We start from the raw sequence: 25,501 nt of genomic DNA, 5'->3' as shown, positions 1-25,501 counted from the left end.
ATGACCGACGCTGTCGAAATCTACACCAGGCCGGGCTGTGGCTATTGTTCCGCCGCCAAATCGCTGCTGACCCGCAAGAAGGCAACCTTCACGGAGTTCGACATCGCCAGGAACCCGTCCTGGCGCGAAGAGATGTACGACCGCGCCGGCGGGGGCTCGACTTTCCCGCAGATCTGGATCGGCGGAACCCATGTCGGCGGTTGCGACGAGCTCTATGCGCTCGACCGCGAGGGCAAGCTCGACGGCCTGCTCGAAAGCGTAAAGGCGGTGTCATGAGCCAGGATCGCACCTTCACCGCCGCGATGATCCAGATGCGCACCGGCCTGATGCCCGAGCCGAGCCTCGCGCAGGCCACCAGGCTGATCCGGCAGGCTGCCGCCAACGGCGCCGACTACGTGCAGACGCCCGAAGTCAGCAACATGATGCAGCTCAACCGAAAGGCGTTGTTCGAGCACCTCCAGAGCGAAGAGGACGACACCTCGCTGAAGGCCTATCGCGCGCTCGCGGCGGAACTCGGAATTCACATTCATGTCGGATCGCTGGCGCTGCGCTACTCGGACGAAAAAGCGGTCAACCGCTCTTTCCTGATCGGGCCCGAGGGCAGTGTGCTCGCGAGCTACGACAAGATCCACATGTTCGACATCGAGTTGCCGGACGGCGAGAGCTATCGCGAATCCGCCAACTACCAGCCGGGCGAGACTGCCGTGATCTCCGACCTGCCCTGGGGCCGGGTCGGGTTGACGATCTGCTACGACGTGCGCTTCCCCGCGCTCTACCGCGCGCTGGCCGAGAGCGGTGCGTATTTCATCACCGTGCCCTCGGCCTTCACCCGCAAGACCGGTGAGGCGCACTGGCACATCCTGCTGCGCTCGCGCGCAATCGAGACCGGCTGCTTCATCTTCGCTGCCGCGCAGGCCGGCCTGCACGAGAACAAGCGCGAGACGTATGGCCACTCGCTGATCATCGACCCCTGGGGCGAGATCCTCGCCGAGGGTGACGTCGAGCCCGGGATCATCATGGCCAAGATCGACCCGGCCAAGGTCGAGACCGCCCGCCGCGCGATCCCCTCGCTCCAGCACGGCCGCCGCTTCGGCGTCGCCGATCCCAAGGCCGGGCCGGACCATCTCCACCTCGTGCGGGGATCGGCATGATCCGCTACGCGCTCCACTGCGACCGAAGCCACGCATTCGAAAGCTGGTTCCAGAGCTCGTCGGCTTATGATTCGCAGGTGAAGCGCAAGCTCGTGACTTGCCCGATCTGCGGCTCGGCCAAGGTCGAGAAGGCGATCATGGCCCCGCGGATCATCGGCAAGAAGGGCCGCGGACGGGCGACGCCGCCGCCGGAGCCGGCTTCAACGCCTGCGCCCGAGGCCGCGCCGTCGGGACCGACCTCGCTGATGATGGCGCAGGAGCGCGAGTTGCGCGCCAAGCTCAAGGAGCTGCGCGATCACATCGTCAAGAACGCCGACAATGTCGGCGAGCGTTTTGCGAACGAAGCCCGCGCGATGCATTACGGCGACAAGGAGCACCGTCCGATCTATGGCGAGGCTTCGCCCGACGAGGCAAAGTCGTTGATCGACGAAGGCATCGAGGTGTCGCCGCTGCCGACGCTGCCGGAAGATAGGAACTAGGCCCCCACCAGCACCGCAACGCCAACGACGATCAACGCGATACCAAAAATCTCGCGCGGCGCGATCGGCTGATTGAACGAGTAATACGCCACGCCTTGCGCGAACAGCACCTCGATCAAAGCGAGCGTGCGGACATTGGCGGCGGCCGTCAGCGCGAAGGCCAGGAACCAGAATTGCGAGGCGAACGCGCCCATGAAGCCGGCGAGCAGCGACGGCTTCCACAATCCCAGGATCGACTGGAGCACCTTTGGCGCGCGCCAGAGCAGATAGATCGTCAGCACCAGCGTCTGCACGAACAGACCGAGCACCAGCGTGAACGACGCCGCCGTCACGAAGGAGACATCAGGCACGTTGATGATCGCGCCGCGAAAACCGACCGCTGACAACGCGAACGCCGCAGCCGCGACGAGACCGGTGATGGTCGGCTTCAGCTCGGCAAAGCTCTTCTCGCCGCCGGGCCGCAGGGCCGTGATGACAACGCCGACAGTCGCGATCACGATCGCCAGCACCTTCAGCCAGGTCAGGTGATCGCCGAGGAAGACGAAGCCGAAAATCGCGGTCTGGATCGCCTCGGTCTTCAGGTACGCCGTCGTCACCACGAAGGAGCGATCGTTCATCGCGAGCAGCATCAGCCCGGTGGCGACGATCTGGCTGAGCGCCCCGAGCAGCAGCCACGGCCAGAACACGGTCGGCGGCATGCCGAGGTGATCGCCGGTAGCGATCAGCACCACTCCCAGAAACAGCAGCGAGAACGGGAAACCGAACAGGAAGCGGATATTGGTCGCGCCCCAGGTCCCCAGCGGCTTCGTCAGCGACCGCTGCATCGCATTGCGCGCGACCTGGCCTAGCGCAGCAATGACGGTGAAGGGAATCCAGAGGCTGGCGATGGTGAACATGCGGGTGGGAGCGGTAGGAGGGGAAGCCGTGGCCAACCTGCCGCTAGCGGCGAAGCAGGTCAATCACGCCCACGTCATGGGTGCGATGCTCGCGCCTCGCGTACCCCTCACACCATCCCTTCCGCCACGACCATGTAGTTCACGTCCATGTCGGAGGAGAGGGTCCATTTGTCGGCGAAGGGTGAGTAGACGACGCCGGTCTGCTCGGTGATGACGAGACGGTTGTCCAAAAGATACTTCGTCAGCTCGTCGGGGGTGACGAACTTGTTCCATTCGTGGGTGCCGCGCGGCAGCCAGCGCAGGACGTATTCGGCGCCGACGATGGCGAGCGCAAAGCTCTTCCAGTTCCGGTTCAGCGTCGAGACCACCATCAGCCCGTTCGGCTTCAGCAGCGCCGCGCAGCGCTTGAGGAAAACGCCGACATCGACGACGTGCTCGACCACTTCCATCGCCAGCACGATGTCGAAGCGCTCGCGCGGGTCGATCTCCTCGACCGTGGTGCAGCGGTAATCAATCGACAGATGGCTCTTGTCGGCATGCAGCTTCGCGGCGGCGATGTTGCTGACCGAGGGATCGACGCCGATGACCTGGGCACCGAGGCGCGACAGCGGCTCGCACAACAGGCCGGCACCGCAGCCGATGTCGAGCACGCGCAGGCCGCCGAGGCAGTTGAGGCTGCGCACGTTGCGCTCGAACTTGCGGCAGGCGGCGTCGCGGATATAGCCGAGCCGCAGCGGGTTGATCCGGTGCAGCGGGGCCATCTTGCCGTTGGGGTCCCACCACTCGGCCGAAAGTTTCGAGAATTTCGCGATCTCGGCGGCGTCGGCGGTCGAGCCCGGCTGCGGGCTTGCGGTTGCGGAAGTATTTTGCTGCATGCTCATGGTTAGGCGCGGTCCTACCGCGTGGTGATCGAACTACGGAAGGCGAGCGGCGAGGCGATTGTATCAATGATCTCGCGACCTTCACCCACACCGCGGATCGTCACGTTTCCATAGTTGAGAATACGTCCAAGAATCGACTGATCAACGTCGACGCTCTCTACCTTGTCGAGGCTCATCTCGAAGGTCTTCCGGGTAATGAACCCGGTCTTGTGCACAACCCGCAGATTGGTCACGTCGATCTCGGTGGTCCAGCGATGGAACCAAGCCTTGACTGTCGAGTAAAGGGCAACCAGCGCCACCAGACCGGAGCCGAACAGGCACAGAATCATCACGCTGTAGACGTCGATCAGGCGGGAGGCCACGTACAGGGCCAGAGCCGCGATCCAGGCCATCATCGCCGGGACATGGAAGATCCAGTGCGCATTGGTCGAATACAGCACCCGCTCGCCCGGTTGCAGGATCTCGTCGATATAACGCGCCATGATCTCGGTTAACCCATACCCCCAAGCCCGACCTTAGGTCGGACCTTACCCTGCCCCCGCAGGAACCCGCTTGCCCCCGGCCCCGCCGCTATGTATACGCGCGGTCGGTGTCCGCCCGCACCCGTCCGGTGCGGGTCACCATACTGATCCTTATGAGGGAATGCACGCGTCGTCATGAGCCGCCTCGTGATGAAATTCGGCGGCACGTCCGTCGCCAATATCGAACGTATCCGCAACGTCGCACGCCATGTGAAGCGTGAGGTCGACGCCGGCCATGAAGTGGCCGTGGTCGTCTCGGCGATGTCCGGTAAAACCAACGAGCTGGTGGCCTGGTGCACCGAGGCCTCGCCGATGCACGACGCGCGCGAATACGACGCCGTCGTCGCCTCCGGCGAACAGGTGACGTCGGGCCTGCTCGCCATCGTGCTTCAGGGCATGGGCATCCAGGCCCGCTCCTGGCAGGGCTGGCAGATCCCGATCAAGACCAGCGACGCCCATGCCTCGGCCCGGATCGAGGACATCGACGGCAGCGAGATCATCAAGCGCTTCCGGGAGCGCAAGGAGGTCGCGGTCATCGCCGGCTTCCAGGGCATCAATCCCGAGACCAATCGCATCACCACGCTCGGCCGCGGCGGCTCCGATACCTCGGCCGTGGCGATCGCCGCCGCCGTCAAGGCCGACCGCTGCGACATCTACACCGACGTCGACGGCGTCTACACCACCGACCCGCGAATCGTGCCGAAGGCCCGCCGCCTCGACAAGATCGCGTTCGAAGACATGCTGGAACTGGCCTCCCAGGGCGCAAAAGTGCTCCAGGTCCGCTCGGTGGAACTCGGCATGGTCCACAACATGCCGATCTTCGTCCGCTCGAGCTTCGACAAGCCCGAGGATATCGACCCGCATGCCAACCAGCCGCCCGGCACGCTGATCTGCAGCGAGGAGGAGATCATGGAAAGCCACGTCGTCACCGGCATTGCCTTTTCGAAGGACGAGGCCCAGATCTCGGTACGCCAGATCGAGGACAAGCCCGGCGTGGCAGCGTCGATCTTCGGCCCGCTGGCGGATGCCAACATCAACGTCGACATGATCGTGCAGAACGTCTCCGAGGACGGCAAGACCACCGATCTCACCTTCACGGTGCCGGCGGCCGACTACACCCGTGCCAAGGACACGATCACGGCCGCCAAAGGCAAGATCGGCTATGCCCGGCTCGATACCGCCACCGACGTCGCCAAGATATCGGTAATCGGCAGCGGCATGCGCAGCCATGCCGGCGTCGCCGCCCAGGCGTTTTCGGCCCTCGCCGGACGGAATATCAACATCCGGGCCATCACAACCTCCGAGATCAAATTCTCGGTTTTGATCGACACCGCCTATACCGAGCTCGCAGTACGCACCCTGCACACGCTCTACGGTCTCGATCAGGCCTAGACGAATTTTCTCTTAGCGGTCGCAGCAAACGCGAAGGTGTACACACCTTCGCGTTTGGCAGGCGTTTTGCTTGGCAAAACAAGCCTCAATTCGCTATACGGCGAACAGGGTGGGCTGCCGCAGACTGTGTCCCAGTTCAGGCGGCGCTGATTCGGTGCAAGCGCTAAATCTTGAGTAGATTTGTGTTTGTGCCTGCGCCGGACGAACAATTTGGTTGTTTTTCTGGAATTTTGGGCCAGCCGCCGGCCGATACCGCCGGGCCAGGCAGACGGAGGAGATTGACGGTTCATGCGGAGCTCGTCGGGAGGTCCCCGCGTCTTGTTGAGACGGCTCCGCGAAACCATGGCGGAGCAGGTCTCGGCCCAGGAGCGGCTGGACAAGATCGTGGTGCTGATCGCCGCCAATATGGTGGCCGAGGTGTGCTCGGTCTATGTGCTGCGCATTGACAACACGCTCGAGCTCTACGCCACCGAAGGCCTCAACCGCGAGGCGGTGCACCACACCGTGCTGAGCGCCCATGAGGGCCTGGTCGGCCTCGTCGCCAGCGAGGCGACCCCGCTCAATCTCAGCGACGCGCAAAGCCACCCGGCCTTCTCGTTCCGCCCGGAGACCGGCGAAGAAATCTATCACTCCTTCCTCGGCGTGCCGATCCTGCGCGCCGGCAACACGCTCGGCGTGCTGGTGGTGCAGAACCGCGCCAAGCGCAATTATGTCGAGGAGGAGCTCGAGGCGCTCCAGACCACCGCGATGGTGCTGGCGGAGCTGATCGCCTCCGGCGAATTGTCTGCGCTGGCCCAGCCGGGCCAGGAGCCGGCCGCGCGCCATTCGGCGCAGAAGGTCGGCGCCATCCTCTCGGAAGGCATCGCGCTCGGCCATGTCGTGCTGCACGAGCCGCGCGTCGTCATCAAGGACTACATCGCCGAGGATCTGCCGAAGGAGATCAAGCGGCTCGACACCGCGCTCGCCAAGCTGCGCGCCGATCTCGACCGCATGCTGGAGCGTGGCGACGTTGCCGAGGGCGGCGAGCACCGCGAGGTGCTGGAAGCCTACCGCATGTTCGCCAACGACCAGGGCTGGTCGCACAAGCTGCATGAGGCGGTCGCCACCGGCCTCACGGCGGAAGCCGCCGTCGAGCGCGTGCAGTCCGACACCCGCGCGCGGATGCTGCGCTCCACCGATCCCTATTTGCGTGACCGGCTGCACGATCTCGAGGATCTCGGCTACCGCCTGATGCGGCAGCTGGTCGGCCAGGACCACGCGCCCTCACGCGAGCAACTGCCCGACAATGCCATTGTCATCGCGCGCGCAATGGGCCCGGCGGCGCTGCTCGACTACGACCGCAAGCGCCTGCGCGGCATCGTGCTGGAGGAAGGCACCGCCAACTCCCACGTCTCGATCGTGGCCCGCGCGCTCGGCATCCCCGCGGTCGGCGAAGTCCCGAACGCGCCGGGCATCGCCGATCCCGGCGACGCCATCATCGTCGACGGCACCTCGGGCTCGATCTATGTGCGCCCGTCGCAGGAGGTCGAAGCCGCCTTCGCCGAACGCGTGCGCTTCCGCGCCCGCCGCCAGGCGCAATACCTCGCGCTGCGCGACCGTCCCTGCGTCACCAAGGACGGGCAGAAGGTCGAGCTGATGATCAACGCAGGTCTTGCGATCGACCTGCCGCATATCGAGGACACCGGCAGCGCCGGCATCGGCCTGTTCCGCACCGAGCTGCAATTCATGGTGGGGCAGAGCCTGCCGCGCACCAGCGACCAGCTCGCGCTCTATCGCACGGTGCTGGATGCCGCGGGCACCAAGCCCGTCACCTTCCGCACCCTCGACATCGGTGGCGACAAGGCACTGCCTTACATGGAAGCGGTGATCGAGGAGAATCCCGCACTCGGCTGGCGCGCGATCCGGCTCGGCCTCGATCGCCCCGGCCTGCTGCGCGGCCAGATCCGCGCGCTGCTGCGCGCCGGCGGCGGCCGCGCGCTGCGCATCATGTTCCCGATGATCTCGGAGGTCGCCGAATTCGATTCGGCGAAGGCGCTGGTCGAGCGCGAGCTGACTTATCTGCGCCAGCACGGCCACACCCTGCCGGAGCGGATCGACATCGGCACCATGGTCGAGGTGCCCGCCCTGCTCTACCAGCTCGACGAGCTCCTGAAGAAGGTCGACTTCATCTCGGTCGGCTCCAACGATCTGTTCCAGTTCCTGTTCGCGGTCGATCGCGGCAATGCGAAAGTCTCCGAGCGCTTCGACACGATGTCGGCGCCGATCCTGCGCGTGCTGCGCGAGATCGCGCGGAAGTCGAACGATGCAAAGAAGTCGTTATCGCTCTGCGGCGAGATGGCCTCCAAGCCGATCGGCGCACTGGCGCTGATCGCGATGGGCTATCGTTCGCTGTCGCTCTCGGCGACCGCGCTCGGTCCGGTCAAGGCGATGGTCATCGATCTCGACGCGAAGAAGGCCGAAGCGATGCTCGGCCCGCTGCTGGACGCGCCCTCCGGCAGCGTCTCGATCCGGCAGAAGCTGACGGAATTTGCCGAGGCCGAAGGCCTGGCGTTGTAGCGGGCCTGTCGCCCCCTCCCGCCGCCTCGCCCTCTTCCGCCATTTGAGACTGAACCGATGTCGTCACTCCCCGAAGCCAAACTGGACGTCCTGCTCGCGCATCACGCCTCGCTCGAGGCCGAATCGCTCGGCCAGCTCGCCTCCGAACGCTACGTGCAGATCACCCGCGAGCTCGCCGAGCTCACCCCGCTGATCGAGGCGGTGAAGGCGTATCGTTCTGCGGTCAAAGAACTCGCCGACACCGAGGCGCTGATCGCCGATCCCGCGACGGATTCCGAGATGCGCGGCATGGCTGAAGCCGAGCGCGACGAGCTGACGCCTAAAATCGAAGAGCTGGTCCAGAAGATTCGCGTCGCGCTGCTGCCCAAGGACGCCATGGACGACCGCAACGTGGTGCTGGAAATCCGCGCCGGCACCGGCGGCGACGAGGCCTCGCTGTTCGCCGGCGATCTGTTCCGGATGTACGAGCGCTTCGCGGCCTTGCAGGGCTGGAAGGTCGAGGTGATCTCGGCCAGCGAAGGCACCGTCGGCGGCTACAAGGAAATCATCGCGGAGGTGCAGGGCCGCGGCGCGTTCTCGAAGCTGAAATTCGAATCCGGTGTGCACCGGGTGCAGCGCGTGCCGGACACCGAAACGCAGGGACGCATCCACACCTCCGCCGCTACCGTCGCCGTGATGCCGGAGGTCGAGGAGGTCGACGTCGACATCAAGAACGACGATCTGCGGATCGAGACCATGCGGGCGCAGGGCGCCGGCGGCCAGCACGTCAACAAGACCGAATCGGCGATCCGCATCACCCACATCCCGACCGGCATCGTGGTGATGATGCAGGACAGCCGCTCACAGCATAAGAACCGCGCCTCCGCCATGAACATTCTGCGCTCGCGCATCTACGATGCCGAACAGCAGCGCCTCGACGCCGCACGCTCGGCCGAACGCAAGGAGAAGGTCGGCTCCGGCGACCGCAGCGAGCGCATCCGCACCTACAATTTCCCGCAAGGACGCGTCACCGATCATCGCATCAACCTGACGCTCTACAAGCTGCCGCAGGTGATCGCCGGCGAAGCGCTCGGCGAATTGACCGACGCGCTGACCACCGAGCATCAGGCCGCACAGCTCGCCGCGCAAGGCGCAGCCGCCTGAACCGCGCCTCAGCGCGCTTTGGCCCGGAACGATCGCAGGATCCTGGCCAGGGCGGGCGCGGCGGCACCCAGCTCGTCCAGGTGAATGCGCGAGAGCGATCGCAGCTTCTGCTCGCCCTTGGCCGTCAGCCTGACCAGGACGCGTCTTGCGTCCTGCGGATCGGCTTCCCGGCCGATCAGCTTCAGCTTCGCCATGCGATCCACCAGCTCCACCGCGGTATGGTGCCGGATCAGGAGGAAGCGCGCGATGTCGCCGACGCTTGCGCCGTCAGGGGCGGCCAGCCCCTTGATCGCCAGCAGCGCCTGATGCTGCTGCGGCGTCAAGCCGGCACTCTGGGCCGCGGCTTCGCTGAACGCCAGGAAGGTCCGGAGCTGATAGCGGAACTGTGCGAGCGCCGCATAGTCGGCCTCGCGCATCGCGCCGCCCTTTGAGGGCGCCGCGGACGCGGGACGCGTCGTCTTCCGCTTCGATTGAGTCATTCCTGCCTGCGACGTCGAGCCCACCGATGAAGCGGGCGGGCGCTGCCGAGACTAGCAAGGAAGGACCGGCGGAACCAACCGAGCGGCGCCGCGGATGCACAAATATCGGGGGCTATTCGAAACTGGAGAGCAGGATCTTCACCAGGATGACCTGAAACGCGATCGGGATGCGAACGCTCTTTCGCCTGATCGAGCGCTGGAGCGCGCTGGCGATCTCGGCGCTGGTCAAGGCCCCGGCCGACGCATTGGCAATCAACTCCGCCCACATCTGCGACAGCGAGCCGCCGGGCGGTATCACCGGCTTGATGGTCACGCCGCAGCCCTGGGCCCAATCCACGATCTCCCGCATCGTGTGAGGACCGCAGTTGCGCGTGGTCGCAAGGCGCTCGGCCGTCAGCGCGAGCAGCAACTCGCGCGACGGCAGCCAATTCCCCTTCGGCGGCTGTTCGCCGGTGAGCTCCACCGCAAGCTCCTTCAGAACATTCTGCGCGCGCACGCTCAGCTTCTGCATCGGGCCGGGCGCGCGCTTGGCCTGGACCTTGGCCTGGACGGAGCCGACGACGGGTCCGCGCCGGCCGGCTGACCGGCTGCACGGCTCGGACACGCGGGAGGCATCGCCCGACTGCGGCGCCGCGCGCTGGTCGCTGCCCTCCCCCGCGGGCCACGCGGCCTCCGGCCGCTCCGCCTCCTGCGGCCAGGATCGTCGCTTCCGGGCACTCGCCACTGTCGTCTGCCGCGCCATTTCTCTCGCCGAACCCGCCAGCCTCGTACTCACAAAGACTAATATATATCGTGATCCGATATGTTTTCACGTGATAATTTTCGTCGTTCGACCAAAGACGAAATTGACAGAAGGACTTCACGAGCAATGCTTAGGGCCAAGAGCTACACGCGGATGTGACGTGCCCGGCGCAGCAGGCCAGCGAGGCCGGCTGGCGCCGGACAGGTCGTGCTTGCGCCTGCAAACAAGAACGATGTTCGGAGGAAACGACCATGACTGACGATCTCATCCGCCGCGGCCTCTCGCGCCGTGGCCTGCTCCAGACCACAGCTAGCCTCATCGGCGGTTCGATGCTGCCCGCGACGCCGGCCTTTGCCGAGGACAAGCCGGCGATCGGCTCGTATCCCGCCGGCGTTTCGGGTTCCACCGCGTTCATCGGAATCTCGGTCCCGCGCACCGGCACCTATGCCGTGCAGGGCGAGGACGAGCTCAAGGGCTACCAGCTCGCGATCGAGCACATCAACAGCGGCCACGACCTGATCAAGAAGATTTCGCCGAAGACCAGCAAGGGCGTGCTCGGCAAGGAGCTGAAGTTCGGCGTCGCGGATTCCGCGGCCAAGCCGAACGAGGCGGTGCAGGCGCAGCAGCGCTTCATCAGCGAGAACAAGGCGATCATGATCACCGGCGGCACGTCGAGCGCCGTCGCGGTCGCGCTCAACAAGCTCGCGCAGCGCGAACACGTGCTGTTCGTGTGCGGCATTTCCGGCTCGAACGACACCACCGGCAAGGACTGCGTTCGCTACGGCTTCCGCCAGAATTTCTTCGGCCAGACCGCCGCCGCGGCGATCGGCCCGGTGATGGTGAGGGAGTTCGGCAAGAACAAGAAGGCCGCCTACCTGACGCCCGATTACACCTACGGCCACACCGTCACCAAGTCGATGCAGGACTTCCTCGCGACCGCGGGCTGGACGACGGTGACCAACCAGGTCGCACCGCTCGGCGCGCCCGACTACTCCTCATATCTGCTGAACGTCGCGAATTCCGGCGCCGACGTGCTCATCAACGTCAACTGGGGCCACGACGCGGTACTGTCGACCCAGCAGGCCAAGCAGTTCGGCGTGCTCGACAAGATGAAGCTGGTCGTCCCCTACCAGGTGCCCTTCATCGCACGCGAGACCGGCGGCCTGATGCAGGGCGTGTACGCCGCCACCGACTATTGGTGGACGATCGAGGACAAGTTCCCGCTCGCCAAGATGTTCAACGAGGCCTTCGAGAAGAAGTACGGCTACAAGCCCGAATGGGGCGCCGAGAACGCCTATGTCAGCTTCGCGCACTGGGCCCACATGTGCGAGCAGGCCGGCAGCTTCAATCCGCCCGACGTGATCAAGGCCTACGAGAAGGGCGAGACGATCCCCTCCCTGGTCGGCGACGTGCATTACCGCCCCGAGGATCACCAATGCGTCCGCCCGGTGATCATCGTGAAGGGCAAGCAGCAGAAGGACATGAAGAGCAAGGAAGACTGGTACGACGTCGTCGAGATCGTCCCCGGTGAAGGCCTGATGCAGAAGCCGGACGCGTTCGGCTGCCATCCCGGCGATTACAGCTGAGCCCGCGCTAACCCCTGTGACGCCGCGGGCTGCACTCTGGTCCTGCGGCGTCACCTTTTTCTGACGCGCACCATCGCGCGTCACAACGGCGATTGTCGCATGATCAGTTGGCCCAACCTCGTTTCGCAGCTTTTCAACGGGCTCGCGCTCGGCGCCCTGCTCGCGCTGATCAGCTCCGGCCTGACCATCATCTACGGCACGCTCGGCGTGCTCAACCTCGCGCATGGCGCGATGTTCATGATCGGCGGCTATGCCGGCTTCGTCGCCTACCAGTACACGGAGTCCTTCATCATCGCCGTCATCGCGGGCTCGCTGTTCGTGATGCTGCTCGGCGTCGCGATGGAACGCGTCATCATCCGCCATTTCTATCATCGCCCGCACGAGGATCAGCTGCTCGTGACCTTCGGGCTCGGCATCTGTTTCGTCGAGCTCGTGCGCCTGATCTTCTCGAGCCAGTCGCAGCTGGTGCCGCCGCCGGCCCTGTTCCAGGGCATCACCAATCTCGGCTTCATGTTCTATCCGACCTATCGCCTCGCCGTCGTCGGCATCGTCGCGGTCGCCCTCGGCGCACTGTTCATCGTCCTGTACCGGACCCGGCTCGGCATGATCGTGCGCGCCGGCATCGAGGATTCGGTGATGGTCGATTCGCTCGGCATCAACGTCTACCGCGTCTTCATGGTCGTGTTCGGCATCGGCGCGATGGCCGCCGGATTTGCCGGCATCGTCAATGCGCCGGTGGTGTCGCTGACACCGGGCATCGGTGACGACATCCTGGTCCAGACCTTCGTGGTGGTGGTGATCGGCGGCGTCGGCTCGTTTCCGGGCGCGATCCTCGGCGGCCTGATCGCCGGCGAGATCATCAGCGTCACCTCCATGTTCAACCCCGGCTACGCCTATGTGATGCTGTTTGCGGCGATGACGCTCGTGCTCGTGGTGCGACCGCATGGCCTGCTCGGCGTCCAGGGCCGCGAGTAAGCGATTTCCTGATGCTCAAGCAACGCCCGTTCCTGATCGAGACCCTGACCGCGATCGGTTTGATCGCAGCCCCTTTCGTGCTGCCTCATCTCGGCTTCGCCCCGAACACCGTGAACCGGATTCTGGTCTGGGGCCTGTTCGGTCTCGGCTTCGACATCCTGTTCGGATTCACCGGCCTGCTGTCGTTCGGCCAGTCCGCCTTCTACGGCACCGGCGGCTTTGTCGCGGCCTACCTCCTGACCCGCGCGGGCTTCGGCAACGTGCTGGGCGCGCTGATCATCGGCATGATCGCGGCGGCGGCGACCGGCTACCTGATCGGCCTGATCGCGCTGCGCCGCACCGGCATCTATTTCGCCATGATCACGGTGGCGATCGCGGAGGTGTTCTTCTTCGTCGAGTTCAATCCGCTCTCGGATTTCACCGGCGGCGAGAACGGCCTGCCGGGCGTGCCGACACCGAGCTTCAATCTCGGTTTCACCACCATCCACTTCACCAATGGCTGGTCGCTCTATCAGTTCATCGCGCTGTGCTACTTCATCGGCGTCATCATCGCGCTCAGGATCGTCCGCTCGCCGGTCGGCGCCATCTTCAGCGCGATCCGGGACAATCCGCTGCGCGCCACCGCCGTCGGCCACAACATCCACGGCTACAAGTTGACCGCCTTCGTGATCGCTGCGGCCTATGCGGGCTTCGCCGGCGGCCTGCTCGGCGTATTGCAGGCCTTCATGCCGCCTGACGCCTTCACTTTCGACACCTCGGGCCAGCTCGTGATGCAGACCGCCATTGGCGGCCGCGGCACGCTGTTCGGACCGCTGGTCGGCGCAACAGTTTGGCTCTTCCTTCAGGATTTCCTCCAGTCCGCGCTGGGCCTCGGGGCGGCCTGGAAGCTCGTGCTGGGCGTCGTGTTCGTGGTGCTGGTCTGCTTCCTGCGCGGCGGCATTGTGGGCGGCCTCGTCGATCTCTACGGCCTCGTGTCCGGCAAGCGAGCGCGGAAGGCTGCGGAGACGGAGGTGGAGGCCGAGATCGAGACGCCACAGCAAGCTCCGCCTGCACCGATGCAGGCCAGGGAGGTCGCGCATCCCGCCTATTCCGGGCCGATCCTGAAAGCCACCGGCCTGACCAAGCGCTATGGCGGTCTCGTCGCCAACAGCGACATCGATTTCAGCGTCAATCAGGGCGAGCTGCGCGGCATCATCGGGCCCAACGGCGCCGGCAAATCGACCTTCTTCAAGATGCTGACCTGCGAGATCGCGCCGACCTCCGGCCGGATCGTGTTCGAGGGCCGCGACATCACGGGATTGAAGGTCACCGAGGTTTGCCAGCTCGGACTCACCAAGAGCTACCAAGTCAACCAGCTCTTCACGGGCCTCACGGTGCGGCAGAACCTGACGATCGCAGCACTCGCCGAGCTGCGCGGCAAATTTCGGCTCGACCTGTTCCGCAAGCTCTCGGGCGTGAAGGGCCTGACGGAGCAGGTCGAGCACACGCTTGCCCTGGTCAATTTGACCCGCCGCGCCGATACGCCGGTATCCGAGCTCGCCTATGGCGAGAAGCGCCGGCTGGAGATCGGGCTTGCGCTCGCCACCTCGCCGCGCCTGCTGCTGCTCGACGAGCCGCTCGCGGGCATGAGCCCGCGCGAACGGGTCGAGACCGTCAAGCTGCTCAAATCGATCGCGCGCGGGCGCACCATGATCATCATCGACCACGACATGGATTCGCTGTTCGAGCTGGTCGAGCGCGTGACGGTGCTCCAGGAGGGCAAGGTGCTGCTGGACGGCACACCGGAGGAAATCAGGACCAACGCCGCGGTGCAGGAAGCCTATCTCGGCGGCGTTCACGGAGAGATCGCCGCATGAGCCTGATCGAGGTCAACGGCCTGAACAGCTACTACGGGGACTCCCACATCCTGTTCGACGTCGCCATGCGCGTCGAGCGGCACGAGGTGGTGGCGCTGCTCGGGAGGAACGGCGCCGGCAAGAGCACGACGCTCAAGAGCCTGATGGGCGTCGTGACGCCCCGCAGCGGCAGCGTGAAGTTCGACGGCATCGATATCGCCGGACGCAAGAGCCACAGAATCGCGCAGGCCGGCATGCAGCTCGTGCACGAGGAGCGCCGGATCTTCGGCAGCTTGTCGGTGGAGGAGAACATCGTCCTCGCCGGGATCACCGCACCGAAGCGCTGGCCGCTCGAGCGCGTCTACGAGATGTTTCCGCGGCTGAAGGAGCGGCGCAACAACCGCGGCACCGAGCTCTCCGGCGGCGAACAGCAGATGCTCGCGATCGCCCGGGCGCTGGTGCGCGATCCCAAGATCGTGCTGCTGGACGAGCCGTTCGAGGGGCTCGCGCCCGTCATCGTCCACGATCTGGTCAAGGCCTGCCGCGAGCTCGCGGCCGCCGGCCAGACCATCGTGCTGGTCGAGCAGAATCTGGCAGCGACGCTGGCGCTGGCGACGCGGATCTACATCATCAACAACGGCCACATCGTGCACGAGGGACCGGCGCAGGAGCTCAAGGTCCAGCCGGAGCTGCTGCAGCGATACCTTGGCGTCTAGGTCGAGTCCCCCTAAACTCCGGGATATCTGCTTTCGAGGGCGCAGCATGCGGCCTCGCCCCCGGAATGTCGCCTTGGGCCCAAAGCGGACACAGGGTCGCCTTTAGCCGAGGTGAGGTCTTGCCAAGCCGAACCGAACCTGAGGGAGGAGACGCTATGAGCGCGATCTGGCCGGAGATTCCCTTCGAGGCATGGCGCGAAACCTGTTCCGCGCTTCATCTGTATTGCCAGATTGTCGGCAAGTATCGGCTCGCGAGAACGCCGTGGGTCAACCATTCCTGGCACGCGACCTTCTACGTGAATGCACGCGGGCTCACGACTTCGCTGATTCCAGACGCATCAGGTATCGAGATCGTCTTCGATCTCTCCCGTCACGTCCTGATCGGAGAAGCAGCTGATGGGCGCAGGGCGGAAATGCCGCTCGGGCGAATGTCCGTCGCCGAATTTCACGCCCGGTTCTGTGATTTGGTAGAACATCTCGGCGGAACACCAGAATTTGACGGTCGGCCCAGTGAGGTCCCGGATCCGATCCCGTTCACGGAGGACCGCCAGATCAGGCCCTATGACGCAGACGCCGTGACGCGGTTCTTCCGCGCCCTCGTCGCGATCAGCGGAGTGTTCTATCGGTTTCGGACGGGATTCATCGGGAAAGTCAGTCCGGTCCATCTCTTCTGGGGCAGCTTCGATCTCGCGGTGACGCGCTTCTCTGGGCGTTCCGCTCCGCTTCACCCGGGTGGCGTCCCGGGTTTGCCGGACGTCGTGACACGCGAGGCCTATAGCGATGAGGTCTCGTCCGCCGGCTTTTGGCCGGGCGGAGGTGGCACAGACTTTGCGGCTTTCTACTCCTATGCCTACCCCACCCCGAATGGCTTTGCTGACGGACAGGTCATGCCGGCGGGCGCATACTTCGATCGGAAGCTCGGCGAATATCTCCTGCCCTACGACCTTGTGCGAAAATCCAGCGAGCCAGAGGCCACGCTCATGGCGTTTCTGCAAACCACCTATCAGGCAGCAGCTGATGTCGGACGCTGGGATCGTGCCGCGCTCGAATGTCCGATTGGCTCTCCCCTTCGACCCCGCCCGCTGAACAGGAACTGATGAAGGTTCGATGAAAGATCGCTGGCTCGCAGTTTCGGTGGAGCGAAGCTGCGCCAGTCGATTTCGAGTTTGTCTCGATGATGGGTTTCGCAACAGCTCTACCCGTCCTACGGTCTTGCTGCAGCGCTATCTCGATCAACTGCCAAGCGCCGCAATCATCCGCTTGGCGTGAGCCGCGAGCACGGCCATGTCTTCCTTGCGCGTCTGCGCCGGCAGCAGCTCGATTCCGGCCCTGACCGGCATGACGTGCATGTGCAGGTGGAAGACCACCTGCCCGCTCGCCGGTTCACTGAACTGCTGCAGGATGATACCCTCGGCGTCGAACGCCTTCATCGCTGCAATCGCGATCCGTTTGCCGGTTCGGGCGACCGCGGCGAGATCGTCATCCGCGATGTCGAGGATGCCACGCGCCGGCGCCCGGGGGATGACCAGCGTGTGTCCGGGCGAGCGCGGCATGATGTCGAGGAAGGCGAGGCTGCGGTCGTCGCTGAAAACCTCGAAGCAGGGAATCTCGCCGCGCAGGATCTTTGCGAAGACGTTCTGATCGTCGTAAGCCGCCATGGATCCCTCGCTGGCTGCGAGATGCGATCAGACGCGCTCCTTTCCGTTGACGCAAGCAATGCCGCCGATCTATCCACGATACCAGGCAGGATGGCTCCATTGGCGACAGGTTTCGATTCCGGACACAGCATCGAGAGTGCGCGGCGCGCGCTTGCGGCGCGGCTGCAATCGGCCGGCATCGAAGAGCCCGCCCTCGACGCGCGCCTGCTCGTCGGAGCCGCGCTGAGGCTTGATTTGACCGGCATCGTCACGCAGGCGGCGCGCCAGCTCACGCCCGAAGAGGCCGCGCGGCTCGAAGCCTATGCGCAGCGCCGGCTCGCGCATGAGCCGGTCGCCCGCATTCTCGGCGCGCGCGAATTCTGGGGCCTGCCGTTCCAACTGTCCGAAGCGACGCTGGTGCCGCGGCCGGACACCGAGACCGTGGTCGAACTGGCACTGGAAATCTTTCGGGAGGCCGCGATATCGGGGCAGCGCCCGCGAATCGCGGATATCGGCACTGGATCCGGCGCGATCCTGCTCGCGCTGCTGCACGAAATTCCCGATGCCTTCGGTGTCGGAACCGATCTCAGCCTCTCCGCGCTCGACACCGCGCGGAGCAATGCCGCAGCACTGGGCCTCGCCGATCGTTCCGGCTTCGTCGCCTGCTCCTATGCGGCGGCGCTGCGCGGCCCGTTCGATCTCATCGTGTCGAATCCGCCCTATATTCCCTCAGGGGAAATTCCGAAACTGAGCCTCGATGTGCGCGAGCACGATCCGCATCTGGCGCTCGACGGCGGCAATGACGGCTATGACGCCTACCGCGCCCTGATCCCGCAGGCGGCCGAGCGGCTCGCCCCCGGCGGGGCGTTGATCGTCGAGGCGGGGCAAGGGCAGGCCCGCGATATTGAAACCTTGATGACGGCCGCCGCGTTGTCTGTGGACAGGCCGCCCAAGGCCGATTTGGCGGGCATCCCGCGGGCGGTTTCGGCCCGAAAAATGCCCCCATAAAAGCCGGATTGGGTTGCAAAAAACCTCTTGGAATATCCCTTGGGAACGACTACGTTCCGGTCAACACATCGGTGCCGGCCCCGTAGACCTACGGGCAAAAGCCGGGCTCTCGGGCGAGAGCTTTACTGATTTAAAGGTTCCAAGCCGCAGGTCCTGTTGAGCGCGATGGCCATTGGAGCTGCGCTGCTCTCCGACCGCAAAGTGAACGAAAGCCTGATATTGCGCTTGAAGACTTACGCAACAAAGCTGGGCTTGTTTCGGCAGGCGATATGAATGGGTTCGCTGGCAATGGATGCTGGCGGGTGGGGAACGCGTCTTTGTTGAACGCGACGGTCGACGGACATCGGCAGGGTTCAAGCCGCTCTTGCGCGCGGTGCGCATGAGAGATGTGAACCGCTGTCATCAGGTCACTCCGAGCAATCAGTAATGCGTGCAACCTTTAGGGCTGGAATTAAAGGCAGGACATGAGAAACGGTCAGAACAAGCAGCGGATGCGCAACCGCAATAACAATAATAATAACAACAACAACAACCGGCGCGGCCAGAACCCGATGACCCGGGTTTACGAATCGAACGGACCCGACATCAAGATCCGCGGCACGGCTTCGCACATCGCCGAAAAATATCTTCAGCTCGCGCGCGATGCGCGCTCTTCCGGCGACCCGGTCGCCGCCGAGAACTACTACCAGCACGCCGAGCATTATTTCCGCCTGATCGCGGCAGCCCAGGAACAGTTCCGCCAGAACCAGCAGCCGCGCGGCGACGAGCCCGTCAGCAACAGCGGCGACGACAGCGAGGACGACGGCGAGAATTTCTCGAATTTCGGCCAGGAGCCGGGCTTCGTCCCGCAGCCGCCGCAGCAGCAACAGCCCTTCATGCGCGACCGCGACGGCCAGCGCGATCACCAGCGTGATCATCAGCCGCGTGACGGCCAGCAGCCCTATCAGCGCGACAACCAGCAGCCCCGCGAACATCGCGAACGCGACCATCGTGCGCAGCCGCAATATCAGCCGCAGCCGCTGCCGCTGAACCAGCCGCAGCCCGTCGTTGCCGACGCCGGCAGCGTCGATCGCCTGCCCTCCTTCATCACCGGCGCACAGCCGCAAGTGAATAGTGCCGCGAATGGCGGTCAGGGCGGCCTGGAAGGCGGCGGTGGCGGCGAACGCTTTCCGCGGCGGCGCCGCCGGCCGCACGGCCCGCGCCCCGAGCGCGAGGCGGCTCCGGCCGGCTCCAGCGACGAAGTCGCCTCCGGCGAGTAAGCTTCTTCTGATCTGCAATCGTCCCGGCCTCGCGCCGGGACGATTTGTTTTCAAGTGCGCGTCACCGTCGAGGACGGCACCAGCACCGGCTTCAACGAGGGAATCAGCCGCGCGCGCTCGCGCTTGGCGGGGATCGCGCGATAGACCTGCTTGGTCGCCTCGACAATGTGCACGCCGGCAAAGGGCAGCGACAGCGCCGCGCCCGCACGCTCCCACACCTGCGCCGATTTCAGCACCCAGCCGCCGGCATAGGGCGGCATGAACAGCGCCTCGCCCCAGGCGGTCGGCGTGAACCAGGTCTGGCGCAACAGGTCGGTGATCTGCGAGCGCGAATAGGGCCGGCCGTGACCGAACGGCGTGCTGTCGGTGCGGGTCCATACCCCGCGCCGGTTCGGGATCACCGCGATCACGCGGCCGGAGGGCGACAGCACCCGCCACACCTCGCGCAAGAGCGCGGCCGGATCGTCCGACATCTCCAGCGCATGAATTAGCAGGATCCGGTCGACCGCGGCGTCAGGAAGCGGCAGCGAGAATTCATCGACCAGCGAGGCCAGCGCCGGCCGGCCCGTCGGCCATTTCAAGACGCCCTGCGCCGACGGCATGAAGGCGATGCAGCGCTCCGCGTCCTCGCGGAACAGGCCGAGATAAGGGGTGGGATAGCCGATGCCGAGCACACGCTGGCCCGCGGCGGTCGGCCAGCGCTCCCTGATGCCGCGATTGATCATTTGCCGCGCCACAATCCCGAGGCGACGGGAGTAGAACTCGCGGAGGTCGACGACATCAATGGTCATGACGGCAATGTAACATGCACGAGGCGGCTCCCGCGCCCGGAATATTGCATTGCCTGCGCAACGTTAACGCCATATTTGTCTGCGGGGCTGAGCGCGATGGAGATGACATGGCCGCCGAAATTCGTACTTTCACCTGTTTAAACGACAATTTCGGTTATCTGATCCACGATGTGGAAACCAAGGCGACGGCGTCGATCGACGCGCCGGAGGCCGGCCCCATCCTGAAGGCGCTTGAGCGCGAGGGCTGGCAGCTCACCGACATCCTGATCACCCATCATCATGGCGATCATGTCGGCGGGGTCGCCGAACTCAAGCAGAAATACAATTGCCGCGTCGTCGCGCCGCATGACAAGACGACTGAGATCGCCAACGTCGACCTGCGCGTCGCCAATGCCGACATCGTCAAGGTCGGCAGCTTGCTGGGGCGCGTTCTGGAGACGCCCGGCCACACGCTCGACCACATCTCCTACGTGTTCGACAATGAGAAGACGCTGTTCGCGGCCGACACGTTGTTCTCGATCGGCTGCGGCCGCGTGTTCGAAGGCGACTACCCGATGATGTGGGACTCGCTTCTGAAGCTGCGCGGGCGCTGCCTGACGACTTCAAGCTCTATTGCGGGCACGAATACACCGCGTCCAACGTCAAGTTCGCGCTCACCATCGACCCCGACAATGTGGCGCTCCAGGCACGCGCGGCGGAAGTGGCGAAGCTGCGGGCCGAGAATAGGCCAACCATTCCATCACTGCTTGGTGACGAGAAGCGAGCAAACGTGTTCCTGCGTGCTGATGAACCATCGGTCGCAACCAGGCTACACATGAAGGGCGCGGACGCTGCCGCGGTGTTTGGCGAACTGCGCGAGCGCAAGAACAAATCCTGAAGAAGAAATCCTGACGGGGATCGATGCCGACCGCAGCCGAGATCATCGCACGCCTCGAACTCCGCCCGCATCCCGAAGGCGGCCACTACCGCGAGACGTTTCGCGACCAGACCACGGACCCTAACGGCCGGTCGCGCTCGACCCTCATTTATTTCCTGCTCGCGCGCGGCGAACGCTCGCATTGGCATCGCATCGACGCCGTGGAGACCTGGCACTACTACGCCGGCAGCCCGCTGACGCTGCGCATCGCGCATGAAGGCTGCTCGCAACACGAGGTGCGGCTCGGCACGGACCTTGTGAGCGGCGAACGGCCGCAGGGAATCGTGCCGGCGAATGCCTGGCAGACGGCGGAGAGCATGGGAGAGTGGACGCTGGTCGGTTGCACCGTGGCGCCCGCATTCGAGTTCGCAAAATTCGAGCTCGCGCCGAAGGACTGGGAGCCGTAAGGCGCACTGTCATTCCCTGGCGCCGCATGGCAGCGAGCCCGACAACAACTGTCACCGCTTCCGCAGCACCATATCCTTCGCCGCGATCAGGCCGCCGCCGGCGATCAGGATCGCGGCGATGGCGATGTTCGCGCTGGCTTTTGCAAAACCGGCGGCGATGAGGAATCCGGTCGAGAGCAGCGGCGTCGCATAGGATGCGGCGCCGAGCACGCGGATGTCGCCGCGCTTCATACCGATGTCCCAGGCGTAGAACGCGGCGCCGACGGGGCCGATGCCGAGAGCGGCCACGGAGAGCCATTGCAGCGTCGTCTCCGGCCACACCGTGGTTTCAAGCAGACCATGCATCAGCGCGGCAAGCGCGGCGGTGGCAAGGCAGAAGCCCGCGACCGCATCGGTCGGCACCGCCTTCAATCGCCGCGACAACACCGAATAGGCCGCCCAGACGAACGCCGCGATGAACGCCGCAATCAATCCCGGCAGCTGGCCCGGCGCGAAGCCGGAGGTGCTCCCGGCGAACAGCAGCACGGTGCCGACGAGGCCGAGCACGGCACCAATGATGTGATGCACCGCAAGCCGCTCGCCCGGCAGGAACGACGAGAACAGCACGATCAGGAGCGGCCACATGTAATTCAAAAGACCGGCTTCGGCCGGCGGCGCAAAGCGCAGCGCCAGGAAATACAGTGCGTGATAGCCGAACAGGCCACCGACGCCGACGACCCACACGACCAGCGGCTGACGCAAGCTCCTCGCCGCATCGCCACGGCCGACCCAGGTGAGGAGGCCGACGAGACCGCCGATCGCGAACGTCATGGCGGCGAGCTGGAACGCCGGAATCTTTCCGGTCGCCACCGTCATCACGGATAGCAGCGACCACATCAGGATCGCGGTCAATCCGATCAGTGTGGCTGTGCGCGGGGTCATCAATCGAAAGGCCCTGAGGACGATGATGCCCGGCACGAGGCCGGGCATTTCGTCTTCACTATCGCCTTGTCGCGCCTGAATCTACAGGCTTGACGCCATATCAGGCGTGATACTGGCCGCCATTGATGGTCAGCGTCGAGCCGGTGATGAAGCCGGCCTCGTCGGCGGCGAGGAACACCACCGCGCGGGCGATCTCCTCCGGTTCGCCAAGACGATTGACCGGGATCTGCGGAATGACATTCTTCTCCAGCACGTCCTTCGGCACCGCCTGCACCATCTCGGTGTTGATGTAGCCCGGTGCGATCGCGTTGACGGTAATGCCGCCCTTGGCGTTCTCGATCGCGAGCGCCTTGGTGAAGCCGATGTCGCCGGCCTTTGCTGCAGAATAGTTGACCTGGCCGAACTGCCCCTTCTGGCCGTTGATCGACGAGATCGAGATGACGCGGCCGAACTTGCGCGCGCGCATGCCCTCGATGACCTGGCGCGTCATGTTGAACAGCGAGCCGAGATTGGTGTTGATGACGGCGTTCCACTGCTCGAGCGTCATCTTGTGGAAGGCGGTGTCGCGGGTGATGCCGGCGTTGTTGACGAGCACGTCGACGGGGCCGAGCTCGGCCTCGACCTTCTTCACGCCTTCGGCGCAGGCATCGAAATTGCTGACGTCCCATTTGTAGACGGCGATGCCGGTCTCGGCCTTGAACTTCTCCGCCGCCGCATCATTGCCGGCATAGCTCGCCGCGACCTTGTAGCCGGCCGCTTTCAGCGCCTTGCTGATCGCAGCTCCGATGCCCCGCGTACCACCCGTCACCAGTGCAACACGTGCCATATCGTATTCCTTCCCTTGGACTCTGCGGACGTTTCTGAGTGATCGTTTTAGATGCGGATTATGCGGTTGGTTTGACGGACATCAAGAACAAAACGCCCGGCGTCGAGCCGGGCGTTTGTATTTAGTCGAGGCTGGCGCTGTTGCGAAGAATATTTGATTTGCAACCGCCGCCTTTTTAGTCGCGTGCGATGCACTCATCTATGTGTGCAGCGCACGCGCAAGTGACACGTAAGTTAGATGTCAGCTTCAGTCGCGCGCCAGGCACATCGCGATACCCATGCCGCCGCCGATGCACAGCGTGGCGAGGCCCTTCTTCGAATCGCGCTTCTGCATCTCGTGCAGCAGCGTCACCAGCACGCGTGCGCCGGAAGCGCCGACCGGATGGCCGATCGCGATCGCACCGCCGTTGACGTTGACCTTCGAGGTGTCCCAGCCGAGATCCTTGTTGACGGCGCAGGCCTGCGCCGCGAAGGCCTCGTTGGCCTCGATCAGGTCGAGATCGCCGACGCTCCAGCCAGCCTTCTTCAGCGCGGCGCGCGAGGCCGGGATCGGGCCCGAGCCCATGATCTTCGGATCGACGCCGGCCTGCGCCCAGGACACGATGCGCGCGATCGGCTTCTTGCCTTCCTTGGCGGCCTGCTTCGCCGTCATCAGCACAACAGCAGCGGCGCCGTCGTTGATGCCGGAGGCCGAACCCGCGGTGACCGTGCCTTCCTTCTCGAAGGCGGGCTTGAGCTTCGCCATCCCGTCGAGCGTTGCGCCATGACGCGGATATTCGTCGGCGCTGACGACGATGTCGCCCTTGCGGGTCTTGATGGTGACGGGAACGATCTCGTCGTTGAACTTGCCGGCCTTCTGCGCCGCCTCGGCCTTCTGCTGCGAGTGGACCGCGAATTCGTCCTGCTGGGCGCGGGTAATCTGCCACTGGCGCGCGACGTTCTCGGCCGTATTCCCCATGTGATAGCCGTTGAAGGCATCCCACAGGCCGTCCTTGATCATGGTGTCGACGAACTCGACCGGGCCCATCTTGACGCCGCCGCGCAGATACTGGGCGTGCGGAGCCATGCTCATGGATTCCTGGCCGCCGGCGACCACGATCTCGGAATCGCCGTTGAGCAGCGCCTGGTAGCCGAGCGCGACGGTGCGCAGGCCCGAGCCGCAAAGCTGGTTGACGCCCCAAGCCGGGCTCTCCACCGGAATGCCGGCGGCAATCGAGGCCTGGCGGGCCGGGTTCTGACCCTGAGCCGCGGTCAGGATCTGACCCATGATGACTTCGGAGACCCGGCCAGGCTCGATGCCACCACGCTCCAGCGCGGCCTTGATGGCGATGGCGCCGAGGTCATGGGCGGGAAGGGTCGCGAACGCTCCGTTGAAGCTTCCGACCGGGGTGCGGGCGGCGCTGACGATGACGACATCGTCTGACATGGGCATCTCCTGGTGTTGAAAGGGGGCAGGCGGGGCTGGGGAAACGGCTCGCCAGTCTCGAATGGCATCCTGTTAACGTCGTTGAGGCATGTCAATCGGCCGGCGACCGAATTCATGCCGCAACGCATTCAAAATAGCGTTCTTGGCGCTTTCGCAAGCACGTTTTTGCTGCCCGATTAACCGTGGCGCACAAAACGGTAGCGTGACCCCTTTGAAAATGCTTATTTTGTTGCGTTGCGTACTCTTCCCGCCCTGCGGCATTATCCGCCGGGTTCCCGTTCTCCGCGCTTGCAAGTGAGAGCCCATGGCGAAATCAGACCAACCCACCACCATCAAGAAATACGCGAACCGCCGGCTCTATAACACCGGAACGAGCACCTACGTGACGCTCGAAGACCTCGCCGCCATGGTCAAGGACGGAGAGGATTTCCTGGTCTACGACGCCAAGACCGGCGACGACATCACCCGCTCCGTGCTCGCCCAGATCATCTTCGAGCAGGAGAACAAGGCCGGCCAGAACCTGCTGCCGACCACCTTCCTGCGCCAGCTCATCCGCTTCTACGGCGACAGCATGCAGATGGTGGTGCCGAAATATCTGGAGCAGTCGATCGCGACGCTGACCCAGGAGCAGGAGAAGTTCCGCAAGCAGATCGCCAACTCGCTCTCCGGCACTCCTTTTGCTCCGTTGGAAGAACAGGTCCGCCGCAACATGGAGCTGTTCCAGCAGACCTTCTCGATGTTCAAGCCGTTTGCCCCCAACGCGGGCCGTCCGGCGACCAGCCCCGAACCGGAGGCCGACGCAAGCGCTGCGGCGCCGACGGACAGCAGCAACATCGACGACCTGCGTCAGCAGATGAAGGACATGCAGGAACGCCTCGAGCGGATGTCGAAGAAGGACGAGTAGGGATTTCGTTCGTGCCGGCGCGTCCACCTGCGGCGGGCGCGCGGGCCGCCGGTTC

The 25,501-nt window shown here is 64.7% G+C and carries 26 protein-coding genes and 1 pseudogene; 16 read left to right on the top strand and 11 right to left on the bottom strand.

Translation table 11 applies throughout. The annotated features are described in order from the left end of the window. From grxC to ACVJ5M_RS06245, 3 genes are read left to right on the top strand one after another with little or no spacing between them, the layout of a single operon-like run. The gene (gene grxC / locus ACVJ5M_RS06255) at window positions 1–276 is read left to right on the top strand and encodes a glutaredoxin 3 (RefSeq protein ID WP_063980577.1); all 276 of its coding nucleotides are present in this window, start codon (window positions 1–3) and stop codon (window positions 274–276) included. Beyond that, a complete protein-coding gene (locus ACVJ5M_RS06250; RefSeq protein ID WP_063980576.1) occupies window positions 273–1,151 on the top strand; it encodes a carbon-nitrogen hydrolase family protein in 879 nt (292 codons plus the stop codon). Before grxC ends, ACVJ5M_RS06250 begins: the two co-directional genes overlap by 4 nt. Next, the gene (locus ACVJ5M_RS06245) at window positions 1,148–1,630 is read left to right on the top strand and encodes a DUF1178 family protein (protein WP_063980575.1); all 483 of its coding nucleotides are present in this window, start codon (window positions 1,148–1,150) and stop codon (window positions 1,628–1,630) included. Before ACVJ5M_RS06250 ends, ACVJ5M_RS06245 begins: the two co-directional genes overlap by 4 nt. Here the strand turns inward: ACVJ5M_RS06245 and ACVJ5M_RS06240 are convergent. The 3 genes from ACVJ5M_RS06240 to ACVJ5M_RS06230 all read right to left on the bottom strand — a co-directional run bounded on the left by ACVJ5M_RS06240 (window position 1,627) and on the right by ACVJ5M_RS06230 (window position 3,889). Next, complete coding sequence (locus ACVJ5M_RS06240; protein ID WP_063980574.1) at window positions 1,627–2,526, bottom strand: EamA family transporter; 900 nt, start codon at window positions 2,524–2,526, stop codon at window positions 1,627–1,629. The genes ACVJ5M_RS06245 and ACVJ5M_RS06240 overlap by 4 nt on opposite strands. Window positions 2,527–2,633: 107 nt before the next feature. Beyond that, complete coding sequence (gene ubiG, locus ACVJ5M_RS06235) at window positions 2,634–3,407, bottom strand: bifunctional 2-polyprenyl-6-hydroxyphenol methylase/3-demethylubiquinol 3-O-methyltransferase UbiG (RefSeq protein WP_063980573.1); 774 nt, start codon at window positions 3,405–3,407, stop codon at window positions 2,634–2,636. Between the two features lie 14 nt (window positions 3,408–3,421). Continuing rightward, the gene (locus ACVJ5M_RS06230; protein ID WP_063980572.1) at window positions 3,422–3,889 is read right to left on the bottom strand and encodes a PH domain-containing protein; all 468 of its coding nucleotides are present in this window, start codon (window positions 3,887–3,889) and stop codon (window positions 3,422–3,424) included. 174 nt (window positions 3,890–4,063) lie between these two features. On the opposite strand from ACVJ5M_RS06230, the gene ACVJ5M_RS06225 reads away from it, so the two are divergent. Next, window positions 4,064–5,320 carry an aspartate kinase gene (locus ACVJ5M_RS06225; protein WP_063980571.1) on the top strand — a complete coding sequence of 419 codons (1,257 nt, stop codon included), beginning with the start codon at window positions 4,064–4,066 and terminating at the stop codon, window positions 5,318–5,320. Here ACVJ5M_RS06225 and ACVJ5M_RS06220 read toward each other — a convergent pair. Then, window positions 5,317–5,610 (bottom strand): hypothetical protein, encoded by a 294-nt coding sequence (locus ACVJ5M_RS06220; RefSeq protein WP_354100022.1) that lies wholly within the window; start codon window positions 5,608–5,610, stop codon window positions 5,317–5,319. The genes ACVJ5M_RS06225 and ACVJ5M_RS06220 overlap by 4 nt on opposite strands. Here ACVJ5M_RS06220 and ptsP point away from each other — a divergent pair. Together ptsP and prfA are read left to right on the top strand one after the other, a co-directional pair. Beyond that, window positions 5,609–7,876, top strand: a complete 2,268-nt coding sequence (gene ptsP, locus ACVJ5M_RS06215) for a phosphoenolpyruvate--protein phosphotransferase (protein WP_354100023.1) — start codon at window positions 5,609–5,611, stop codon at window positions 7,874–7,876. The genes ACVJ5M_RS06220 and ptsP overlap by 2 nt on opposite strands. 57 nt (window positions 7,877–7,933) lie before the next feature. Then, on the top strand, window positions 7,934–9,019 hold the full coding sequence (gene prfA, locus ACVJ5M_RS06210; protein WP_063980569.1) for a peptide chain release factor 1: 1,086 nt from the start codon (window positions 7,934–7,936) through the stop codon (window positions 9,017–9,019). An 8-nt stretch (window positions 9,020–9,027) separates the two neighbouring features. Here prfA and ACVJ5M_RS06205 read toward each other — a convergent pair whose 3' ends face one another. After that, on the bottom strand, window positions 9,028–9,498 hold the full coding sequence (locus ACVJ5M_RS06205) for a MarR family winged helix-turn-helix transcriptional regulator (RefSeq protein WP_063980568.1): 471 nt from the start codon (window positions 9,496–9,498) through the stop codon (window positions 9,028–9,030). 112 nt (window positions 9,499–9,610) lie between these two features. Beyond that, on the bottom strand, window positions 9,611–10,240 hold the full coding sequence (locus ACVJ5M_RS06200; protein WP_187387884.1) for a hypothetical protein: 630 nt from the start codon (window positions 10,238–10,240) through the stop codon (window positions 9,611–9,613). A gap of 251 nt (window positions 10,241–10,491) precedes the next feature. On the opposite strand from ACVJ5M_RS06200, the gene ACVJ5M_RS06195 reads away from it, so the two are divergent. The 5 genes from ACVJ5M_RS06195 (at window position 10,492) to ACVJ5M_RS06175 (ending at window position 16,449) form a co-directional block, all read left to right on the top strand. After that, window positions 10,492–11,826: a substrate-binding protein gene (locus tag ACVJ5M_RS06195; protein WP_063980567.1), complete on the top strand. Its 1,335-nt coding sequence runs from the start codon at window positions 10,492–10,494 to the stop codon at window positions 11,824–11,826. A 99-nt stretch (window positions 11,827–11,925) separates the two neighbouring features. Next, window positions 11,926–12,801 carry a branched-chain amino acid ABC transporter permease gene (locus ACVJ5M_RS06190; RefSeq protein WP_014490434.1) on the top strand — a complete coding sequence of 292 codons (876 nt, stop codon included), beginning with the start codon at window positions 11,926–11,928 and terminating at the stop codon, window positions 12,799–12,801. 11 nt (window positions 12,802–12,812) lie between these two features. After that, on the top strand, window positions 12,813–14,657 hold the full coding sequence (locus ACVJ5M_RS06185; RefSeq protein WP_063980566.1) for a branched-chain amino acid ABC transporter ATP-binding protein/permease: 1,845 nt from the start codon (window positions 12,813–12,815) through the stop codon (window positions 14,655–14,657). Further along, entirely contained in the window at window positions 14,654–15,352 is a 699-nt protein-coding gene (locus ACVJ5M_RS06180) for an ABC transporter ATP-binding protein (RefSeq protein WP_063980565.1), read from the top strand. The genes ACVJ5M_RS06185 and ACVJ5M_RS06180 overlap by 4 nt, the downstream gene beginning before the upstream one ends. A gap of 155 nt (window positions 15,353–15,507) precedes the next feature. Beyond that, window positions 15,508–16,449 (top strand): DUF5996 family protein, encoded by a 942-nt coding sequence (locus ACVJ5M_RS06175; protein WP_063980564.1) that lies wholly within the window; start codon window positions 15,508–15,510, stop codon window positions 16,447–16,449. 135 nt (window positions 16,450–16,584) lie between these two features. Here ACVJ5M_RS06175 and ACVJ5M_RS06170 read toward each other — a convergent pair whose 3' ends face one another. Continuing rightward, a complete protein-coding gene (locus tag ACVJ5M_RS06170; RefSeq protein ID WP_063980563.1) occupies window positions 16,585–17,010 on the bottom strand; it encodes an HIT family protein in 426 nt (141 codons plus the stop codon). A gap of 90 nt (window positions 17,011–17,100) precedes the next feature. Here ACVJ5M_RS06170 and prmC point away from each other — a divergent pair, with 90 nt between their 5' ends. Both prmC and ACVJ5M_RS06160 read left to right on the top strand, forming a co-directional pair. Next, on the top strand, window positions 17,101–17,997 hold the full coding sequence (gene prmC / locus ACVJ5M_RS06165; RefSeq protein ID WP_187387883.1) for a peptide chain release factor N(5)-glutamine methyltransferase: 897 nt from the start codon (window positions 17,101–17,103) through the stop codon (window positions 17,995–17,997). Window positions 17,998–18,461: 464 nt separating this feature from the next. Further along, entirely contained in the window at window positions 18,462–19,256 is a 795-nt protein-coding gene (locus tag ACVJ5M_RS06160) for a DUF4167 domain-containing protein (protein WP_063980561.1), read from the top strand. Between the two features lie 50 nt (window positions 19,257–19,306). Here the strand turns inward: ACVJ5M_RS06160 and ACVJ5M_RS06155 are convergent, their stop codons facing one another. Next, entirely contained in the window at window positions 19,307–20,047 is a 741-nt protein-coding gene (locus ACVJ5M_RS06155) for a class I SAM-dependent methyltransferase (RefSeq protein WP_014490441.1), read from the bottom strand. Between the two features lie 107 nt (window positions 20,048–20,154). Here ACVJ5M_RS06155 and gloB point away from each other — a divergent pair. After that, window positions 20,155–20,924 (top strand): annotated as a pseudogene (gene gloB, locus ACVJ5M_RS06150) (hydroxyacylglutathione hydrolase). Between the two features lie 23 nt (window positions 20,925–20,947). Then, a complete protein-coding gene (locus tag ACVJ5M_RS06145; RefSeq protein WP_063980559.1) occupies window positions 20,948–21,370 on the top strand; it encodes a cupin domain-containing protein in 423 nt (140 codons plus the stop codon). Between the two features lie 51 nt (window positions 21,371–21,421). On the opposite strand, the gene yddG is transcribed toward ACVJ5M_RS06145, so the two are convergent. The 3 genes from yddG to ACVJ5M_RS06130 form a co-directional block, all read right to left on the bottom strand. Then, entirely contained in the window at window positions 21,422–22,291 is an 870-nt protein-coding gene (gene yddG, locus ACVJ5M_RS06140) for an aromatic amino acid exporter YddG (protein WP_063986018.1), read from the bottom strand. A gap of 100 nt (window positions 22,292–22,391) precedes the next feature. Further along, complete coding sequence (gene phbB, locus ACVJ5M_RS06135) at window positions 22,392–23,117, bottom strand: acetoacetyl-CoA reductase (RefSeq protein ID WP_028149509.1); 726 nt, start codon at window positions 23,115–23,117, stop codon at window positions 22,392–22,394. 246 nt (window positions 23,118–23,363) lie between these two features. After that, window positions 23,364–24,542 carry an acetyl-CoA C-acetyltransferase gene (locus tag ACVJ5M_RS06130; protein WP_063986017.1) on the bottom strand — a complete coding sequence of 393 codons (1,179 nt, stop codon included), beginning with the start codon at window positions 24,540–24,542 and terminating at the stop codon, window positions 23,364–23,366. Between the two features lie 304 nt (window positions 24,543–24,846). Here ACVJ5M_RS06130 and phaR point away from each other — a divergent pair, with 304 nt between their 5' ends. Continuing rightward, window positions 24,847–25,446 (top strand): polyhydroxyalkanoate synthesis repressor PhaR, encoded by a 600-nt coding sequence (gene phaR, locus ACVJ5M_RS06125; protein WP_063980558.1) that lies wholly within the window; start codon window positions 24,847–24,849, stop codon window positions 25,444–25,446. Window positions 25,447–25,501: the final 55 nt, after the last annotated feature.

The organism is Bradyrhizobium sp. S3.7.6 (assembly GCF_054061875.1).
This window is presented reverse-complemented; position numbering and strand designations above follow the sequence as displayed.

What these genes read in the sequence shown, in the direction of transcription:
- ACVJ5M_RS06160 (WP_063980561.1), top strand. Translation starts at nt 18,462, where the DNA reads ATGAGAAACGGTCAGAACAAGCAGCGGATGCGCAACCGCAATAACAAT.
- prmC (WP_187387883.1), top strand. Translation starts at nt 17,101, where the DNA reads ATGGCTCCATTGGCGACAGGTTTCGATTCCGGACACAGCATCGAGAGT.
- ptsP (WP_354100023.1), top strand. Translation starts at nt 5,609, where the DNA reads ATGCGGAGCTCGTCGGGAGGTCCCCGCGTCTTGTTGAGACGGCTCCGC.
- grxC (WP_063980577.1), top strand. Translation starts at nt 1, where the DNA reads ATGACCGACGCTGTCGAAATCTACACCAGGCCGGGCTGTGGCTATTGT.
- ACVJ5M_RS06155 (WP_014490441.1), bottom strand. Translation starts at nt 20,047, where the DNA reads ATGACCATTGATGTCGTCGACCTCCGCGAGTTCTACTCCCGTCGCCTC.
- ACVJ5M_RS06195 (WP_063980567.1), top strand. Translation starts at nt 10,492, where the DNA reads ATGACTGACGATCTCATCCGCCGCGGCCTCTCGCGCCGTGGCCTGCTC.
- yddG (WP_063986018.1), bottom strand. Translation starts at nt 22,291, where the DNA reads ATGACCCCGCGCACAGCCACACTGATCGGATTGACCGCGATCCTGATG.
- ubiG (WP_063980573.1), bottom strand. Translation starts at nt 3,407, where the DNA reads ATGAGCATGCAGCAAAATACTTCCGCAACCGCAAGCCCGCAGCCGGGC.
- ACVJ5M_RS06240 (WP_063980574.1), bottom strand. Translation starts at nt 2,526, where the DNA reads ATGTTCACCATCGCCAGCCTCTGGATTCCCTTCACCGTCATTGCTGCG.
- ACVJ5M_RS06230 (WP_063980572.1), bottom strand. Translation starts at nt 3,889, where the DNA reads ATGGCGCGTTATATCGACGAGATCCTGCAACCGGGCGAGCGGGTGCTG.
- ACVJ5M_RS06180 (WP_063980565.1), top strand. Translation starts at nt 14,654, where the DNA reads ATGAGCCTGATCGAGGTCAACGGCCTGAACAGCTACTACGGGGACTCC.
- ACVJ5M_RS06245 (WP_063980575.1), top strand. Translation starts at nt 1,148, where the DNA reads ATGATCCGCTACGCGCTCCACTGCGACCGAAGCCACGCATTCGAAAGC.
- phbB (WP_028149509.1), bottom strand. Translation starts at nt 23,117, where the DNA reads ATGGCACGTGTTGCACTGGTGACGGGTGGTACGCGGGGCATCGGAGCT.
- ACVJ5M_RS06200 (WP_187387884.1), bottom strand. Translation starts at nt 10,240, where the DNA reads ATGGCGCGGCAGACGACAGTGGCGAGTGCCCGGAAGCGACGATCCTGG.
- ACVJ5M_RS06145 (WP_063980559.1), top strand. Translation starts at nt 20,948, where the DNA reads ATGCCGACCGCAGCCGAGATCATCGCACGCCTCGAACTCCGCCCGCAT.
- ACVJ5M_RS06175 (WP_063980564.1), top strand. Translation starts at nt 15,508, where the DNA reads ATGAGCGCGATCTGGCCGGAGATTCCCTTCGAGGCATGGCGCGAAACC.
- ACVJ5M_RS06205 (WP_063980568.1), bottom strand. Translation starts at nt 9,498, where the DNA reads ATGACTCAATCGAAGCGGAAGACGACGCGTCCCGCGTCCGCGGCGCCC.
- ACVJ5M_RS06220 (WP_354100022.1), bottom strand. Translation starts at nt 5,610, where the DNA reads ATGAACCGTCAATCTCCTCCGTCTGCCTGGCCCGGCGGTATCGGCCGG.
- phaR (WP_063980558.1), top strand. Translation starts at nt 24,847, where the DNA reads ATGGCGAAATCAGACCAACCCACCACCATCAAGAAATACGCGAACCGC.
- ACVJ5M_RS06225 (WP_063980571.1), top strand. Translation starts at nt 4,064, where the DNA reads ATGAGCCGCCTCGTGATGAAATTCGGCGGCACGTCCGTCGCCAATATC.
- ACVJ5M_RS06250 (WP_063980576.1), top strand. Translation starts at nt 273, where the DNA reads ATGAGCCAGGATCGCACCTTCACCGCCGCGATGATCCAGATGCGCACC.
- ACVJ5M_RS06190 (WP_014490434.1), top strand. Translation starts at nt 11,926, where the DNA reads ATGATCAGTTGGCCCAACCTCGTTTCGCAGCTTTTCAACGGGCTCGCG.
- prfA (WP_063980569.1), top strand. Translation starts at nt 7,934, where the DNA reads ATGTCGTCACTCCCCGAAGCCAAACTGGACGTCCTGCTCGCGCATCAC.
- ACVJ5M_RS06170 (WP_063980563.1), bottom strand. Translation starts at nt 17,010, where the DNA reads ATGGCGGCTTACGACGATCAGAACGTCTTCGCAAAGATCCTGCGCGGC.
- ACVJ5M_RS06185 (WP_063980566.1), top strand. Translation starts at nt 12,813, where the DNA reads ATGCTCAAGCAACGCCCGTTCCTGATCGAGACCCTGACCGCGATCGGT.
- ACVJ5M_RS06130 (WP_063986017.1), bottom strand. Translation starts at nt 24,542, where the DNA reads ATGTCAGACGATGTCGTCATCGTCAGCGCCGCCCGCACCCCGGTCGGA.